Source organism: Streptomyces niveiscabiei (genome assembly GCF_001419795.1).
Lineage (GTDB): Bacteria > Actinomycetota > Actinomycetes > Streptomycetales > Streptomycetaceae > Streptomyces > Streptomyces niveiscabiei.
Genome location: NZ_LIRL01000546.1, coordinates 1 through 13,158, shown reverse-complemented (window position 1 = coordinate 13,158; position 13,158 = coordinate 1). Strand labels below are relative to the sequence as shown.

The window sequence follows — 13,158 nt, the reverse complement described above, 5'->3', positions numbered from 1 at the left end:
GGCCTGGGACTTCTTCACCGGGACGCACGACAACGACAACCGCGCCGTCGGGATGAGGGGCGCGCTGTCGGAGGAGTACCTGCGGCGGATCGTCGTGATGAGGCTGGAGCGGGGAGGGGCGGTCAGGGAAGGCGGCACCCTCGCGCGCGTGCAGGTGAGGTCGCGTACGTCGAACGTCGCGCCCCCGAAGTGGAGTGACGAGAAGGTGTCGACGCAGCCGACGTTCAGGGTGCTGCCCTGGTGGCGGGTGCCCGCCGCCGAGGCGAACGGGGGAGTCAAGTGAACACGGTCGTCGCGAAGGGCCTCGCCCGGGTGACGGAGTCCGCGCTGGGCCCGTACCAGAGCGCCGTCATACGCATCGGGTTCAGCGCCACCTGGCTGCTGTTCCTGCTGCGCGAGATCCCCAACCGTACGGAGCTGTATGGGCCGGACGGCCCGTGGAGCTGGCAGCTGGGCCGCCGTCTGATCGACGTCAACGGCGCGTTCACGGTGCTGATGTGGTCGGACGCGCGCGCGTGGTTCGAGGTCGTGTACTTCCTGGCGCTCGTCTCGGCGGCGCTGCTCCTCGTCGGCTGGCACACGCGCGCGATGTCGGTCGTCTTCATGGTCGGCGTCCTGTCGCTCCAGAACCGCAGCGTCTTCATGGGCGACGGCGGCGACAACGTCCTGCACCTGATGTCGATCTACCTGGTGTTCACGCGCTGCGCGCGCGTGTGGTCGCTGGACGCGCGCAGGGAGCGTCGTACGGAGGAGGCACGCGCGCGTGGGGAGCGCGTGCGCGGTGCGTGGGTGGGCCCGGCGCTGTGGGTCGTCCTGGGCGGCACGTTGGCCGTCGCGACGGGCGCGGGGTGGCTGACGGACGGCGAGTGGTTCGTCCCGGCGCTCCTGTGGGCCGCGTGGGCCGCGCAGGGCGTGTGGTGGTTCGCGGCACGCCGCGCGGGCGAGCTGCGGGCCCTGTGCGACATCTCGGGGAACGTGCTGCACAACGGCGCGCTGATGGTCGTCATGGCGGAGGCGTGCCTGATCTACGCGACGGCGGGCTGGTACAAGATCCAGGGCTCGCGCTGGCAGGACGGCACGGCCGTGTACTACCCGCTCCAGCTGGACTCGTTCTCGCCGTGGCCGGCGCTCGCGGACGTCCTCGCGGCGAGCGGCACGCTGGTGATGATCGCGACGTACGGGACGGTCATCGCGCAGGTCGCGTTCCCGTTCACCCTGTTCAACCGGCGCGTCAAGAACGTCCTGCTGGCGATGATGATGATGGAGCACGCGGCGATCGCGGTCGTCCTGGGGCTGCCGTTCTTCTCGCTGGCGATGATCGCGACGGACGCGGTGTTCCTGCCGACGGCCTTCCTGCTGTGGGTCGGCGCGAAGGCGGCACGCGTGCGGGGAGGCTCGGTCCGGTCGCGGACGGACGCCGAAAGGGACGTCGATACGGACAAAAAAGTGCACGTAGGCTCGACCGCATGACCGACCTGGCCGCCTGGCACCGCCTCGCCGGTACCGCAGCACTCCCCGACGGCACAGCGCTCCCCGGCAACGGTAACGACGGCGACGGCGCTGTCCTCCTGGACGGCTTCCACGCCCTCAAGCACGCCCTGCGCTTCTTCGCGCGGGTCCCCCTCGCGGTGGCCACCGACCGGGCCGCCGCCCTGGCCCTCGCGGACGACCTCGCCCCGGACGTCCGCGAGCCGCTGGCGGAGCTGCTGAGGGAGGTCACCCCGGAGGAGTACCGCGCGCTGGTCCCCCGCCCTCACCCGACGGGCGTCGCGGCCCTGGCCGTACGGCGCTCCCGCGCGGCCAACTTGAAGGCGCTGGCGGCCCTCCCCCGCACGGCCCCCGTCGTGGTCCTCGACAACCCCCGCAACCTCGGCAACGCGGGCGCCGTGATCCGCCTGGCCGCCGGTTTCGGCGCGACCGGCGTCGTCACGACGGGCACGCTGGACCCCTGGCACCCCACGGTCGTGCGCGGCGGAGCCGGACTGCACTTCGCGACGGCGGTCGAGCGCCTGGAGGCCGCCGAGCTGCCGCCGGGCCCGGTGTTCGCGTTCGACGCGGAGGGCGACGACATCCGGGGCGTGAAGCTCCCGGACGACGCCGTCCTCGCGTTCGGCTCGGAACGCAGCGGCCTGTCAGCCGACCTGCGCGCGCGTACGGACCACTTGCTGTCCCTGCCGATGCGCCCCCAGGTGTCCAGCTACAACCTCGCCACGAGCGTGGCGATGACGCTGTACCACTGGAGCGCGGGCGGGCCTCAGGGCTCCTGAACGCCTCAGCCCTCTCGCCGGACCTCCACCACCCTGAACCGGTTCGCCACGAAGGCGCCGTCCGTCAGGGCCGCGTTGGCCGCAGGGTTGCCGCCCGAGCCGTGGAAGTCGGAGAACGCGGCGGTCTGGTTGACGTAGACGCCTCCGGTGAGGTTCAGGGAGAGCTGCGCGGCCTCCTCCAGGCACGCTTCCTCGATCGCCGCCTCCACGCCCGCGTCGGTCGTGTACGCGCCGACCGTCATCGCGCCCTTCTCGCGGATCGTGTGCTTCAGGAGCGCGACCGCGTCGAGCGAGGAGTCGACGGCGACGGCGAAGGAGACGGGGCCGAAGCACTCGCTGAGGTAGGCGGCCTCGGCGTCCGGCTTGGTGCCGTCGAGCTTGACGATCAGGGGCGTGCGGACGACCGCGTCGGGGAACTCGGGGTTGGCGACCGCGCGCGAGGCGAGGGCGACCTCGCCGAGGGCGGAGGCTGCCTCCAGGCGGGCCTTGACGTCCGGGTTGACCAGCGCGCCCAGGAGGCCGTTCGCGCGGGCGTCGTCGCCGAGCAGGCCGTCCACCGCGCGCGCGAGGTCGGCGACGACGTCGTCGTACGACTTGAGACCCTCGTCCGTGCCGATGCCGTCGCGCGGGATCAGCAGGTTCTGCGGGGTGGTGCACATCTGGCCGCTGTACAGGGACAGGGAGAACGCCAGGTTGGCGAGCATGCCCTTGTAGTTCGCCGTGGAGTCGACGATCACGGTGTTGACGCCGGCCTTCTCGGTGTAGACCTGCGCCTGGCGGGCGTTGGCCTCCAGCCAGTCGCCGAACGCCGTCGAGCCCGTGTAGTCGACGATCCGGATCTCGGGGCGCGTCGCGAGGGTCTTCGCGATGCCCTCGCCCGGGCGCTCGGCGGCGAGCGCGACGAGGTTCGGGTCGAAGCCGGCTTCCGCGAGGACCTCGCGCGCGATGCGCACGGTCAGCGCGAGCGGGAGGACCGCGCGCGGGTGCGGCTTCACCAGGACCGCGTTGCCGGTCGCCAGGGACGCGAACAGGCCCGGGAAGCCGTTCCACGTCGGGAACGTGTTGCAGCCGATGACCAGGCCGATCCCGCGCGGGACGGGCGTGAACGCCTTGTGCAGCTCCAGCGGGTCGCGCTTGCCCTGCGGCTTGGACCACTCCGCCGTCCCCGGCGTGCGGATCTGCTCCGCGTACGCGTACGCCACCGCCTCCAGGCCGCGGTCCTGCGCGTGCGGGCCGCCCGCCTGGAACGCCATCATGAACGCCTGGCCGGAGGTGTGCATCACCGCGTGCGCGAACTCGTGGCTGCGGTCCGAGATCCGCTTGAGGATCTCCAGGGAGACCACCGCGCGCACCTCCGCGCCCGCGTCCCGCCACGCCTTCTGGCCCGCCTTCATCGCCGGGAGCAGGACGTCCGCGTCCGCGTGCGGGTACGTGATGCCCAGCTCCGGGCCGTACGGGGAGACTTCGGCGCCCACCCAGTCGTCCGTGCCGGGCTGGTCCAGGTCGAAGCGGGTGTTCAGCAGGGCGTCGTACGCCGCCTTGCCCGCCGCGAGGTCCAGGCTGCCGTTCTCGCCGTACGCCTTGGGGTGCTCGGGGTGGGGGGACCAGTACGCGCGCGTGCGGATCGCTTCCAGCGCCTGGTCGAGGGTGGGACGGTGCCGGGCCAAGAGGTCGGCGGCGGTGAGTTCGGCGGCCATGCGGGACCAACTCCTGGGAGATCGAGAACGCGACTGCGGCTTCGCCCCGGCTCCTCCGCACCGCGTGTCTGGGCAGGAACAGCCGGTCACCGCTAGAGTAACCGAACGATCGGTCGGGACAAGGGGGCCTGCCGCATCTGTGGAAAACCCCGTGCGGGAGGATCGCGCACATGACAGCACTCGACCTCAGCAGCCCTGTCGCCGTCGTCGGCGCCGGGACCATGGGCCAGGGCATCGCCCAGGTCGCCCTGGTCGCCGGGCACCCCGTACGGCTGCACGACACGGTGCCGGGACGCGCGCAGGAGGCCGCCGACGCGATCGGCGCCCGCCTCGACCGGCTCGTCGAGAAGGACCGCCTCACCGCGGCCGACCGGGACGCCGCACGCGCGCGCCTGACGGCCGTACCGGACCTCGCCGGGCTCGCGGACTGCGCGCTCGTCGTCGAGGCCGTCCTGGAGCGGCTGGACGTCAAGCAGGAACTGCTGCGCGCGCTGGAGGACGTCGTCGCGGACGACTGCCTGCTCGCCACCAACACCTCGTCCCTGTCGGTCACCGCGATCGGCGGCGCGCTGCGCCACCCCGGGCGCTTTGTCGGCCTGCACTTCTTCAACCCCGCGCCGCTGCTGCCGCTCGTCGAGGTCGTCTCCGGGTTCGCCACCGACGTGTCGTCGGCCACGCGCGCGTACGAGACCGCCCGCGCGTGGGGGAAGAATCCGGTCGCCTGCGCGGACACGCCGGGGTTCATCGTCAACCGGATCGCCCGGCCCTTCTACGGCGAGGCGTTCGCCGTGTACGAGGCGCAGGGCGCGGACCCGGCGACCATCGACGCCGTCCTGCGCGAGTGCGGCGGTTTCCGGATGGGCGCCTTCGAACTGACCGACCTGATCGGGCAGGACGTCAACGAGTCGGTGACGCACTCCGTGTGGAAGGCGTTCTTCCAGGACGTCCGGTTCGCGCCGTCCCTCGCGCAGCGCCGTCTCGTCGAGTCGGGCCGTCTCGGCCGCAAGACCGGGCACGGCTGGTACGACTACGCCGATGCCGACGGCGGTGCCGCCGAGCGGTCCGAGCCGCACACCGCGGAACCCGCCCAGGCGCCCGCCTACGTCGTCGCCGAGGGCGACCTGGGCCCCGCGGCCGACCTCCTCCCGCTGATCCGCGAGGCAGGCGTCCAGGTCCGTCAGGAGGACGAGGACCACGGCACCCGGCTCGTCCTGCCCGGCGGCGGTCAGCTCGCGCTCGCCGACGGGCAGACCTCCGTCGAGTTCCGCGACGTCGTCTACTTCGACCTCGCCCTCGACTACCGCAAGGCCACCCGCATCGCCCTGTCCGCGTCCCAGGACACCTCCCCGCAGACCCTCTCCGAGGCGATCGGGCTCTTCCAGGCGCTCGGCAAGGACGTCAGCGTCCTCGGCGATGTCCCCGGGATGATCGTCGCCCGTACGGTCGCGCGGATCGTCGACCTCGCGCACGACGCGGTCGCCAAGGGCGTCGCCACCGAGGAGGACATCGACACGGCGATGCGGCTCGGCGTCAACTACCCGCTGGGGCCCTTCGAATGGAGCCGCCGCCTCGGCCGCAACTGGGCGTACGCGCTCCTCGACGACCTCCACCTGCGCGATCCCTCCGGGCGGTACGCGCCCTCCCTCGCGCTCTACCGGCACGCGTACGCCTCCGACAAGCGTGAGGGGAGCACGTCATGACCACCGCCAAGCGCGACACGTACACGCCCGAAACGCTGCTGTCCGTCGCCGTCCGGGTCTTCAACGAGCGCGGGTACGACGGCACGTCCATGGAGCACCTCTCCAAGGCCGCCGGCATCTCCAAGTCCTCGATCTACCACCACGTCGCCGGGAAGGAGGAACTCCTCCAGCGGGCCGTCAGCCGCGCGCTGGACGGCCTCTTCGCGATCCTCGACGAGGAGCCCGCGCGCGCGGGACGTGCGATCGACCGGCTTGAGCATGTCGTCCGCCGTATGGTCGACGTTCTGATCACCGAGCTTCCGTATGTGACGCTTCTTCTCCGTGTTCGCGGTAACACGGACACCGAGCGCTGGGCCCTGGAACGCCGCCGCGAGTTCGACCACAGGGTCGCCGAGCTCCTGAAATCGGCATCCCTCGAAGGCGACGTCCGCGCCGACATAGACGTCCGTCTCGCCACCCGCCTCGCCTTCGGGATGATCAACTCCATCGTGGAGTGGTACCGGCCCGACAGCCGGGGCGCGGGGGAGCGGGAAGTCGCGGACGCGGTGACGCGGCTGGTGTTCGAGGGGCTGCGCGGAGGTGTCGACGAGGTGGTCCGCGACGCTCAACGAGTAGCTCCGCCACGGTAATTGTGCTTGTCGAGGAGGCGCCGAAACGGCGCGCGCGATAGAGTGGCGCACGGCGAACATTCCTATCGCGGGCTTGTCGCCACGGCCTCACCAGCGAAGTCTGGTGGGGCCGCTTTGCGATGCGAAGACCTCTGAATCTGCTGCGAGTTGATGGTCCGGCCGCGTCAAGGGGCCCCGCCGGCAACGAGGTTGGCCGAAAGATCACTCCTGTGGTTGGCTAGGGCCTGCTTTCGCGCGTGCGAAGAAGTGATCGCACGCCACGCGCTGTGCGTCCCCCGAGCCGGCGCATCTTCAGCCCTCGGTCGATGACCCAAGGAGACGAAAAGTGCGTATCGTTCGGCAAATCTCGGCAACCGTCGCCGCGGCCACCGTGATCCTCGGTGGCGCGTTCCTCACCGCCCCCTCCGCCTCGGCGGCGTCCCTCCCCTCCGCGTGCAACCTCGTCGTCACGCAGACCAAGGAAGCCTCGACGTCCGTCAACCTCCGCAGCGGCCCCGGCACCGGCTACACGTCCCTCGGCATCCTCGCCACGGGCACCGGCTTCACCGAGTACTGCACGAAGGACTACACCTGGAGCTACGGCAAGGTGACGAGCGGGGCGAACAAGGGGAAGACGGGGTGGGTCAAGTACTCGCTGCTGAACCCCGTGGAGAAGTGAGCGCCGCGTAGGGCGTGAGCGCTTCCGCACGCGCGCCAGTGCCTCCGCCCCGAGCGGACCGGAGGCACTGGACGGGGTGCCCGGCTAGGACAGGGCCCACTTGGAGCAGCCCACGTTCCGTGTGCACACGCGGTAGTTGGTGATGCTGTGCACCCCGTCGCGCCAGACGCCCGTCCGGGTCCCGCACACGTTGATGCCGCAGTAGCGCACGCTCCCGTCGGGATCGCACACCGTCCGCTTCGCGTAGTCCCCCGAGTGGTAGAACTCGGCGCAGACGCCGTTCCCGTCGGCCTCCGCGTCCGACACCTCGACCAGGGAGCAGCCCGGGTAGTCGGTCCAGGCCGCATCCTGGCCCCGCCAGACCATCGGGTCGAGGTCCTCGCAGGAGGCCACCCGTACGGCGCCGGTCCCCGCGGGCAGGGCCGCTGCGGCGGACTGCGCCGGCACGGCGGTGAAGAAGAACAGGGCGAGGAGCGCGGAGAGGAACGTGGCCGCTTTCGTCCAGGGCCGCATGGCAGCACCAGCCTTCCTTCAGGAAGTCGCAGGAGTCGACAGTGGTGCAGAGCCTGCTGAGGCGGCCACGCGGCGACAATGCCCCAGCGCCGTCCCGGACATGTCCGGTCGGTCCGGCCAGGTCACGGAGTCGGCCGCTGCCGTATCCGGACACCCCTCACGCCTGCGGTTCGAGGTCCTCCTCCTCGAAGACCAGGAGGGTGCGGCTGCTGAGGACCTCGGGGATGCCCTGGAGGCGGGTCAGGACGAGTTCTCGGAGGGCTCTGTTGTCGGGGGTGTGGACGAGGAGGAGGACGTCGAAGTCGCCGCCCACCAGGGCGATGTGGGAGGCGCCGGGGAGTTGGCGGAGTTGTTCGCGGACGGTGCGCCAGGAGTTCTGGACGATTTTCAGGGTGATGTAGGCGCTGGTGCCCTGGCCGGCGCGTTCGTGGTCCACGCGGGCGCCGAAGCCCCGGATGACGCCGTCCTCCACGAGGCGGTTGATGCGTGCGTACGCGTTCGCGCGTGAGACGTGGACCCGTTCCGCGACGGAGCGGATCGAGGCGCGGCCGTCGGACTGGAGCATGCGCAGGATGTCGTGGTCGATCGCGTCCAGCGGGCGCGCAGGCGGAAGCGGGGTTCCGGTTTCCGGGTTTTCGGCCATTTGTTCAGGTGCCATGTCCCCCCGCCTCCCTACCATGGACGTACTGCGTCCATCACAGGTTGTGGAGAACCGTTTGTCCACAGCCTGAGGGCACCCGTAGCCAAACTGTGCCGACGACCGAACAATCGGTAGGTGAGGCGCCTCACCGACGACGCGCCTCCCGTAGCCGCTCCCACGAGGAGGTGCCGTCATGACGGTCATGGAGCAGCGAGGCGCGTACCGGCCCACACCGCCGCCCGCCTGGCAGCCCCGGATGGACCCCGCGCCCCTGCTGCCGGACGCCGAGCCGTACCGCGTCCTCGGCACGGAGAGGCCGGTGGACCAGGAGCTGCTGCTGAGGCTGCACGCGCAGCTGGTGCGGGGCCGGCGCTACAACGCGCAGGCGACGGCCCTGACGAAGCAGGGACGGCTCGCCGTGTACCCGTCCAGCACAGGGCAGGAGGCCTGCGAGGTCGCCGCCGCGCTCGCCCTGGAGGAGCGCGACTGGCTGTTCCCGAGCTACCGCGACACCCTCGCCGTCGTCGCACGCGGCGTGGACCCCGTCGAGGCGCTGACCCTCCTGCGCGGCGACTGGCACACCGGCTACGACCCGTACGCGCACCGCGTGGCCCCCCTGTGCACGCCGCTGGCCACCCAGCTCCCGCACGCCGTCGGCCTCGCGCACGCGGCCCGCCTCAAGGGCGACGACGTCGTCGCGCTCGCGCTCGTCGGCGACGGCGGCACCAGCGAGGGCGACTTCCACGAGGCCCTGAACTTCGCCGCCGTCTGGCAGGCGCCGGTCGTCTTCCTCGTCCAGAACAACGGCTTCGCGATCTCCGTGCCGCTCGCCAAGCAGACCGCCGCGCCCTCGCTGGCCCACAAGGCCGTCGGGTACGGCATGCCGGGCCGCCTGGTCGACGGCAACGACGTCCTCGCGATGCACGAGGTCCTCACCGACGCCGTACGGCAGGCGCGCGCGGGCGGCGGGCCGACGCTCATCGAGGCCGTGACGTACCGCGTCGACGCGCACACGAACGCGGACGACGCGACGCGCTACCGGGGCGACGCCGAGGTCGAGGCGTGGCGCGAGCACGACCCGATCGCCCTCGCCGAACGCGAGCTCACCGCGCGCGGGCTGCTCGACGAGGCGCACGCGCAGCGGGTCCGCGACGACGCCGAGGCGATGGCCGCCGACCTGCGCGCGCGCATGAACCAGGACGCCGTCCTCGACCCCGACGACCTGTTCACCCACGTGTACGCCGCACCCACGCCCCAACTGCGGGAACAGCAGGCCCTGTTGCACACGGAGATGGAGGCCGGGGCGTGAGCACCGTCGCCGCCAAACCGGCCACCTTCGCGCAGGCCCTCACCCGCGCCCTGCGCGACGCCATGGCCGCCGACCCCGCCGTCCACGTCATGGGCGAGGACGTCGGCACCCTCGGCGGCGTCTTCCGCGTCACCGACGGCCTCGCGAAGGAGTTCGGCGAGGACCGCTGCACCGACACGCCCCTCGCGGAGGCCGGCATCCTCGGGACGGCCGTCGGGATGGCCATGTACGGGCTGCGGCCGGTCGTCGAGATGCAGTTCGACGCGTTCGCGTACCCGTCCTTCGAGCAGCTCGCCAGCCACGTCGCGAAGATGCGCAACCGCACGCGCGGGCGCATGCCCCTGCCGATCACCATCCGCGTCCCCTACGGCGGCGGCATCGGCGGCGTCGAGCACCACAGCGACTCCAGCGAGGCGTACTACGCCGCCACCCCCGGCCTGCACGTCGTCACCCCCGCGACCGTCGCCGACGCGTACGGGCTGCTGCGCGCCGCCATCGCCTCCGACGACCCCGTCGTCTTCCTGGAGCCGAAAAGGCTGTACTGGTCCAAGGACACCTGGAACCCTGAGGAGCCGCCGCACGTTGAACCGATCGGACGCGCGACGGTGCGGCGCTCGGGCGCGAGCGCCACGCTGATCACGTACGGGCCCTCGCTCCCCGTCTGCCTCGAAGCGGCCGAGGCGGCGAAGGCGGAGGGCTGGGACCTGGAGGTGGTCGATCTGCGCTCGCTGGTGCCGTTCGACGACGACACGGTCTGCGCGTCCGTACGGCGCACCGGGCGGGCGGTCGTCGTCCACGAGTCCGGCTCCTTCGGGGGGCCGGGGGGCGAGATCGCCGCGCGCGTGACGGAACGCTGCTTCCACCACCTGGAGGCGCCCGTCCTGCGCGTGGGGGGCTTCGACATCCCCTACCCGCCGCCGATGCTGGAACGGCACCACCTGCCCGGTGTCGACCGGATCCTCGACGCGGTCGCGCGTCTCCAATGGGAGGCCGAGAGCTGATGGCACAGGTCCTGGAGTTCAAGCTGCCCGACCTCGGCGAAGGGCTCACCGAGGCCCTCATCGTCACCTGGATGGTCCAGGTCGGCGACGTCGTCACCGTCGACCAGCCCGTCGTCGAGGTCGAGACCGCCAAGGCGATGGTGGAGGTGCCCTGTCCGTACGCGGGCGTCGTCACGGCCCGCTACGGCGAGGAGGGCACGGAACTCCCCGTCGGGGCGCCCCTGCTGACGGTCGCGGTGAGCCCGGCGGACGCGACGGGTACGGTCGGCGCGGCGAGCACCCCCGCAGCCGAGGGCTCCGGCAACGTCCTGGTGGGCTACGGCACGGCCGAGCCACCGGCCCGCAGGCGCAGGGTACGGCCGCAGGCCGGCGGTGTCGCGGGACGGCAGCTTCCCGGCGGGCGCGCAGGCGCCGGGGCGGGCGGCGGGGCTGCGCGGGCCCAGGCGGCGCCCTCGGGGGCCACGCGGGCGGGCGCCGGTGACGGGCGCGGCGTCGCCGCGATCCGGGCGTCCGCCGAGGTCGGGGCGGCGGCCGTGGGCGCGGGCGCGCGCAACGGGGAGGCGAACGGGCTGAACGGGGACGCGGGCGACGGGCCCGTACCCGTCATCTCCCCCCTCGTACGGCGGCTCGCGCGCCAAGGCGGGCTGGATCTGCGGGAGTTGACGGGGTCCGGGCCCGAGGGGCTGATCCTGCGGGCCGACGTGGAAGACGCGCTGCGGGTCGCGGCGGTGCAGGGACGTACGGCGGGGGCCGCTGCCGATCCGCACGCCGAGGAGGGGGCCGTCGTCTCCGGCGGGACCCGTATCCCCCTCAAGGGGCTGCGCGGGACCGTCGCCGACAAGCTCACCCGGAGCCGGCGGGAGATTCCCGACGCGACGTGCTGGGTGGACGCCGACGCGACCGAACTCATGCGGGCGCGGGCGGCGATGAACAGCGCGGGCGCGCCGAAGATCTCCCTGCTCGCACTGCTCGCGCGGATCTGTACGGCCGCGCTGGCCAGGTTCCCGGAGCTGAACGCGCGCGTGGACGCGGAGGCCCGGGAAGTCGTCCTGCTGGACGCCGTGCACCTCGGGTTCGCCGCGCAGACGCCCCGGGGGCTCGTCGTGCCCGTCGTCCGGGACGCGCACGCGCGCAACGCCGAAGGGCTGTCGGCGGAGTTCGCGCGGCTCACCGAGGCGGCCCGTACCGGCGGGCTGAAACCGGCCGAACTCAGCGGCGGGACCTTCACGTTGAACAACTACGGCGTGTTCGGGGTCGACGGCTCCACGCCGATCATCAACCATCCCGAGGCCGCCATGCTCGGCGTCGGCCGCATCGTCCCCAAGCCGTGGGTCCACGACGGCGAACTCGCCGCGCGGCAGGTCGTCCAGCTCTCCCTCACCTTCGACCACCGCGTCTGCGACGGAGGCACGGCGGGCGGGTTCCTCCGGTACGTGGCGGACTGCGTCGAACAACCGGCGGTGCTGCTGCGCACGCTGTGATCGACGCCGGAGTGCTCACGTCCCGCCTGACCTGGGCGTTCCGGACGGAAGGCGCCGGGGGCGGGTTTCCCCGGCCCTCGGCGGCCCCCATACTCGGGGCATGACCTCCGCGCCGCCCCCCTACGACGCCGTCGTCCTCGCGGGCGGCGGCGCGAGGCGCCTGGGCGGCGCGGACAAGCCGGGCGTACGGGTGGGGGGCCGGCCCCTGCTGGACCGGGTCCTCGGGGCGTGCGCGGACGCGCTGCACACGGTCGTCGTGGCCGCCCCCCGCCCCACGGTCCGCCCGGTCGACTGGACCCGCGAGGACCCACCGGGCGGCGGCCCGGTCGCCGCCCTCGACGCCGGGCTGCGCCGCACGAGGGCCGACCGGGTCGTGCTCCTCTCGGCCGACCTGCCGTTCCTGGCGCCGGGGACGGTACGGCGGCTGCTGGCGGCGCTGGACGACGCCGACGGCGCTCTCCTCGTCGACGCCGACGGCCGCGACCAACCCCTCGTCGCCGCTTACCGCGTGTCCCCCCTGCGCCGCGAGCTGGACGCCTTGCGCGCCGGACACGGGAGCCTCGCCGGCCTTCCCCTCCGGAAGCTCACCGCAGGACTCGAACTCGCCCGTGTCCCGGACCCCGTCGCCGCCTTCGACTGCGACACCTGGGACGACATCGCCACCGCCAGGGCCAGGATCAGGGAGCATGACCACGTGTTGGATGAATGGATCTCCGCAGTCAAGGACGAGCTGGGCATCGACCTCGACGTCGATACGACGGTCCTGCTGGACCTGGCCCGCGACGCGGCGCACGGCGTGGCCCGGCCGGCCGCTCCCCTGACGACGTTCCTCGTCGGGTACGCGGCGGGGCGTACGGACGGCAGCGCGGAAGCCGTCGCCGAGGCCGCCCGCAAGGCCGCGGCGCTGGCTCTGCGGTGGGCGGAGGAGGCGGACCCGGCATCGTCCGAGGACGCCAAGCCCACCGACGCCGGTCCGGCCGCGGGATGACCGGCCCCGACGCAGGTCTCGGTACGGGGCTCGGCACAGGTCTCGGCACGGGGCTCGGCCAGGACGAGGACCTCGACGTCGAGGAGGTGCTGGCGCTCGTGCGGAACACCTCGAACAGCGGCGGCGGCGCCGGGAAGGCCGGTGACGCCGGGAACCATGGACGCGCCGGGAATCCTGGGGGTGCCGAAACGCCTGGAGGTGCCGGGAGTCCGGGGGGTGCCGGGAAGCCCGGACGCGCCGAAAATCCCGCCTCCCCCGACCCGCACCCCTCCCGC

13 protein-coding genes and 1 pseudogene are annotated in these 13,158 nt (G+C 72.6%); 11 read left to right on the top strand and 3 right to left on the bottom strand.

The genetic code is table 11. The features are described 5' to 3' along the window. The 3 genes from AOK24_RS25740 to AOK24_RS25730 all read left to right on the top strand — a co-directional run. Positions 1-283: DUF5819 family protein (locus AOK24_RS25740; RefSeq protein WP_240554121.1), on the top strand; the 283-nt coding region annotated here is incomplete at its 5' end. Next, complete coding sequence (locus tag AOK24_RS25735) at positions 280-1,470, top strand: HTTM domain-containing protein (protein WP_055722446.1); 1,191 nt, start codon at positions 280-282, stop codon at positions 1,468-1,470. The genes AOK24_RS25740 and AOK24_RS25735, both read left to right, overlap by 4 nt. After that, positions 1,467-2,267, top strand: a complete 801-nt coding sequence (locus AOK24_RS25730; protein WP_079056991.1) for a TrmH family RNA methyltransferase — start codon at positions 1,467-1,469, stop codon at positions 2,265-2,267. The genes AOK24_RS25735 and AOK24_RS25730 overlap by 4 nt, the downstream gene beginning before the upstream one ends. Positions 2,268-2,272: 5 nt before the next feature. Here AOK24_RS25730 and paaN read toward each other — a convergent pair whose 3' ends face one another. Then, positions 2,273-3,964, bottom strand: a complete 1,692-nt coding sequence (paaN, locus tag AOK24_RS25725; RefSeq protein WP_055722445.1) for a phenylacetic acid degradation protein PaaN — start codon at positions 3,962-3,964, stop codon at positions 2,273-2,275. Between the two features lie 170 nt (positions 3,965-4,134). On the opposite strand from paaN, the gene AOK24_RS25720 reads away from it, so the two are divergent. From AOK24_RS25720 to AOK24_RS25710, 3 genes are all read left to right on the top strand, one after another. Then, on the top strand, positions 4,135-5,664 hold the full coding sequence (locus AOK24_RS25720) for a 3-hydroxyacyl-CoA dehydrogenase (RefSeq protein ID WP_055722444.1): 1,530 nt from the start codon (positions 4,135-4,137) through the stop codon (positions 5,662-5,664). Next, positions 5,661-6,293 (top strand): TetR/AcrR family transcriptional regulator, encoded by a 633-nt coding sequence (locus AOK24_RS25715; protein WP_055722443.1) that lies wholly within the window; start codon positions 5,661-5,663, stop codon positions 6,291-6,293. Before AOK24_RS25720 ends, AOK24_RS25715 begins: the two co-directional genes overlap by 4 nt. A 325-nt stretch (positions 6,294-6,618) precedes the next feature. Continuing rightward, positions 6,619-6,951, top strand: coding sequence for an SH3 domain-containing protein (locus AOK24_RS25710; RefSeq protein ID WP_240001306.1), 333 nt, complete (start codon positions 6,619-6,621; stop codon positions 6,949-6,951). Positions 6,952-7,035: 84 nt separating this feature from the next. On the opposite strand, the gene AOK24_RS25705 is transcribed toward AOK24_RS25710, so the two are convergent. Together AOK24_RS25705 and AOK24_RS25700 are read right to left on the bottom strand one after the other, a co-directional pair. After that, positions 7,036-7,464, bottom strand: coding sequence for a hypothetical protein (locus AOK24_RS25705; protein WP_055722442.1), 429 nt, complete (start codon positions 7,462-7,464; stop codon positions 7,036-7,038). A gap of 157 nt (positions 7,465-7,621) precedes the next feature. Beyond that, positions 7,622-8,122 carry an Lrp/AsnC family transcriptional regulator gene (locus AOK24_RS25700; RefSeq protein ID WP_420876689.1) on the bottom strand — a complete coding sequence of 167 codons (501 nt, stop codon included), beginning with the start codon at positions 8,120-8,122 and terminating at the stop codon, positions 7,622-7,624. 175 nt (positions 8,123-8,297) lie between these two features. Here AOK24_RS25700 and pdhA point away from each other — a divergent pair, with 175 nt between their 5' ends. From pdhA to AOK24_RS48675, 5 genes and pseudogenes are all read left to right on the top strand, one after another. Then, positions 8,298-9,413 (top strand): pyruvate dehydrogenase (acetyl-transferring) E1 component subunit alpha, encoded by a 1,116-nt coding sequence (pdhA, locus tag AOK24_RS25695; protein ID WP_055722440.1) that lies wholly within the window; start codon positions 8,298-8,300, stop codon positions 9,411-9,413. Beyond that, entirely contained in the window at positions 9,410-10,414 is a 1,005-nt protein-coding gene (locus tag AOK24_RS25690; RefSeq protein ID WP_055722439.1) for an alpha-ketoacid dehydrogenase subunit beta, read from the top strand. Before pdhA ends, AOK24_RS25690 begins: the two co-directional genes overlap by 4 nt. Next, positions 10,414-11,895, top strand: a complete 1,482-nt coding sequence (locus AOK24_RS25685; protein WP_055722438.1) for a dihydrolipoamide acetyltransferase family protein — start codon at positions 10,414-10,416, stop codon at positions 11,893-11,895. Before AOK24_RS25690 ends, AOK24_RS25685 begins: the two co-directional genes overlap by 1 nt. 100 nt (positions 11,896-11,995) lie before the next feature. After that, positions 11,996-12,883 (top strand): NTP transferase domain-containing protein, encoded by an 888-nt coding sequence (locus AOK24_RS25680; protein ID WP_055722437.1) that lies wholly within the window; start codon positions 11,996-11,998, stop codon positions 12,881-12,883. Next, a pseudogene (locus AOK24_RS48675) lies at positions 12,880-13,158 on the top strand (hypothetical protein); the annotation flags it as partial. The gene AOK24_RS25680 and the pseudogene AOK24_RS48675, both read left to right, overlap by 4 nt.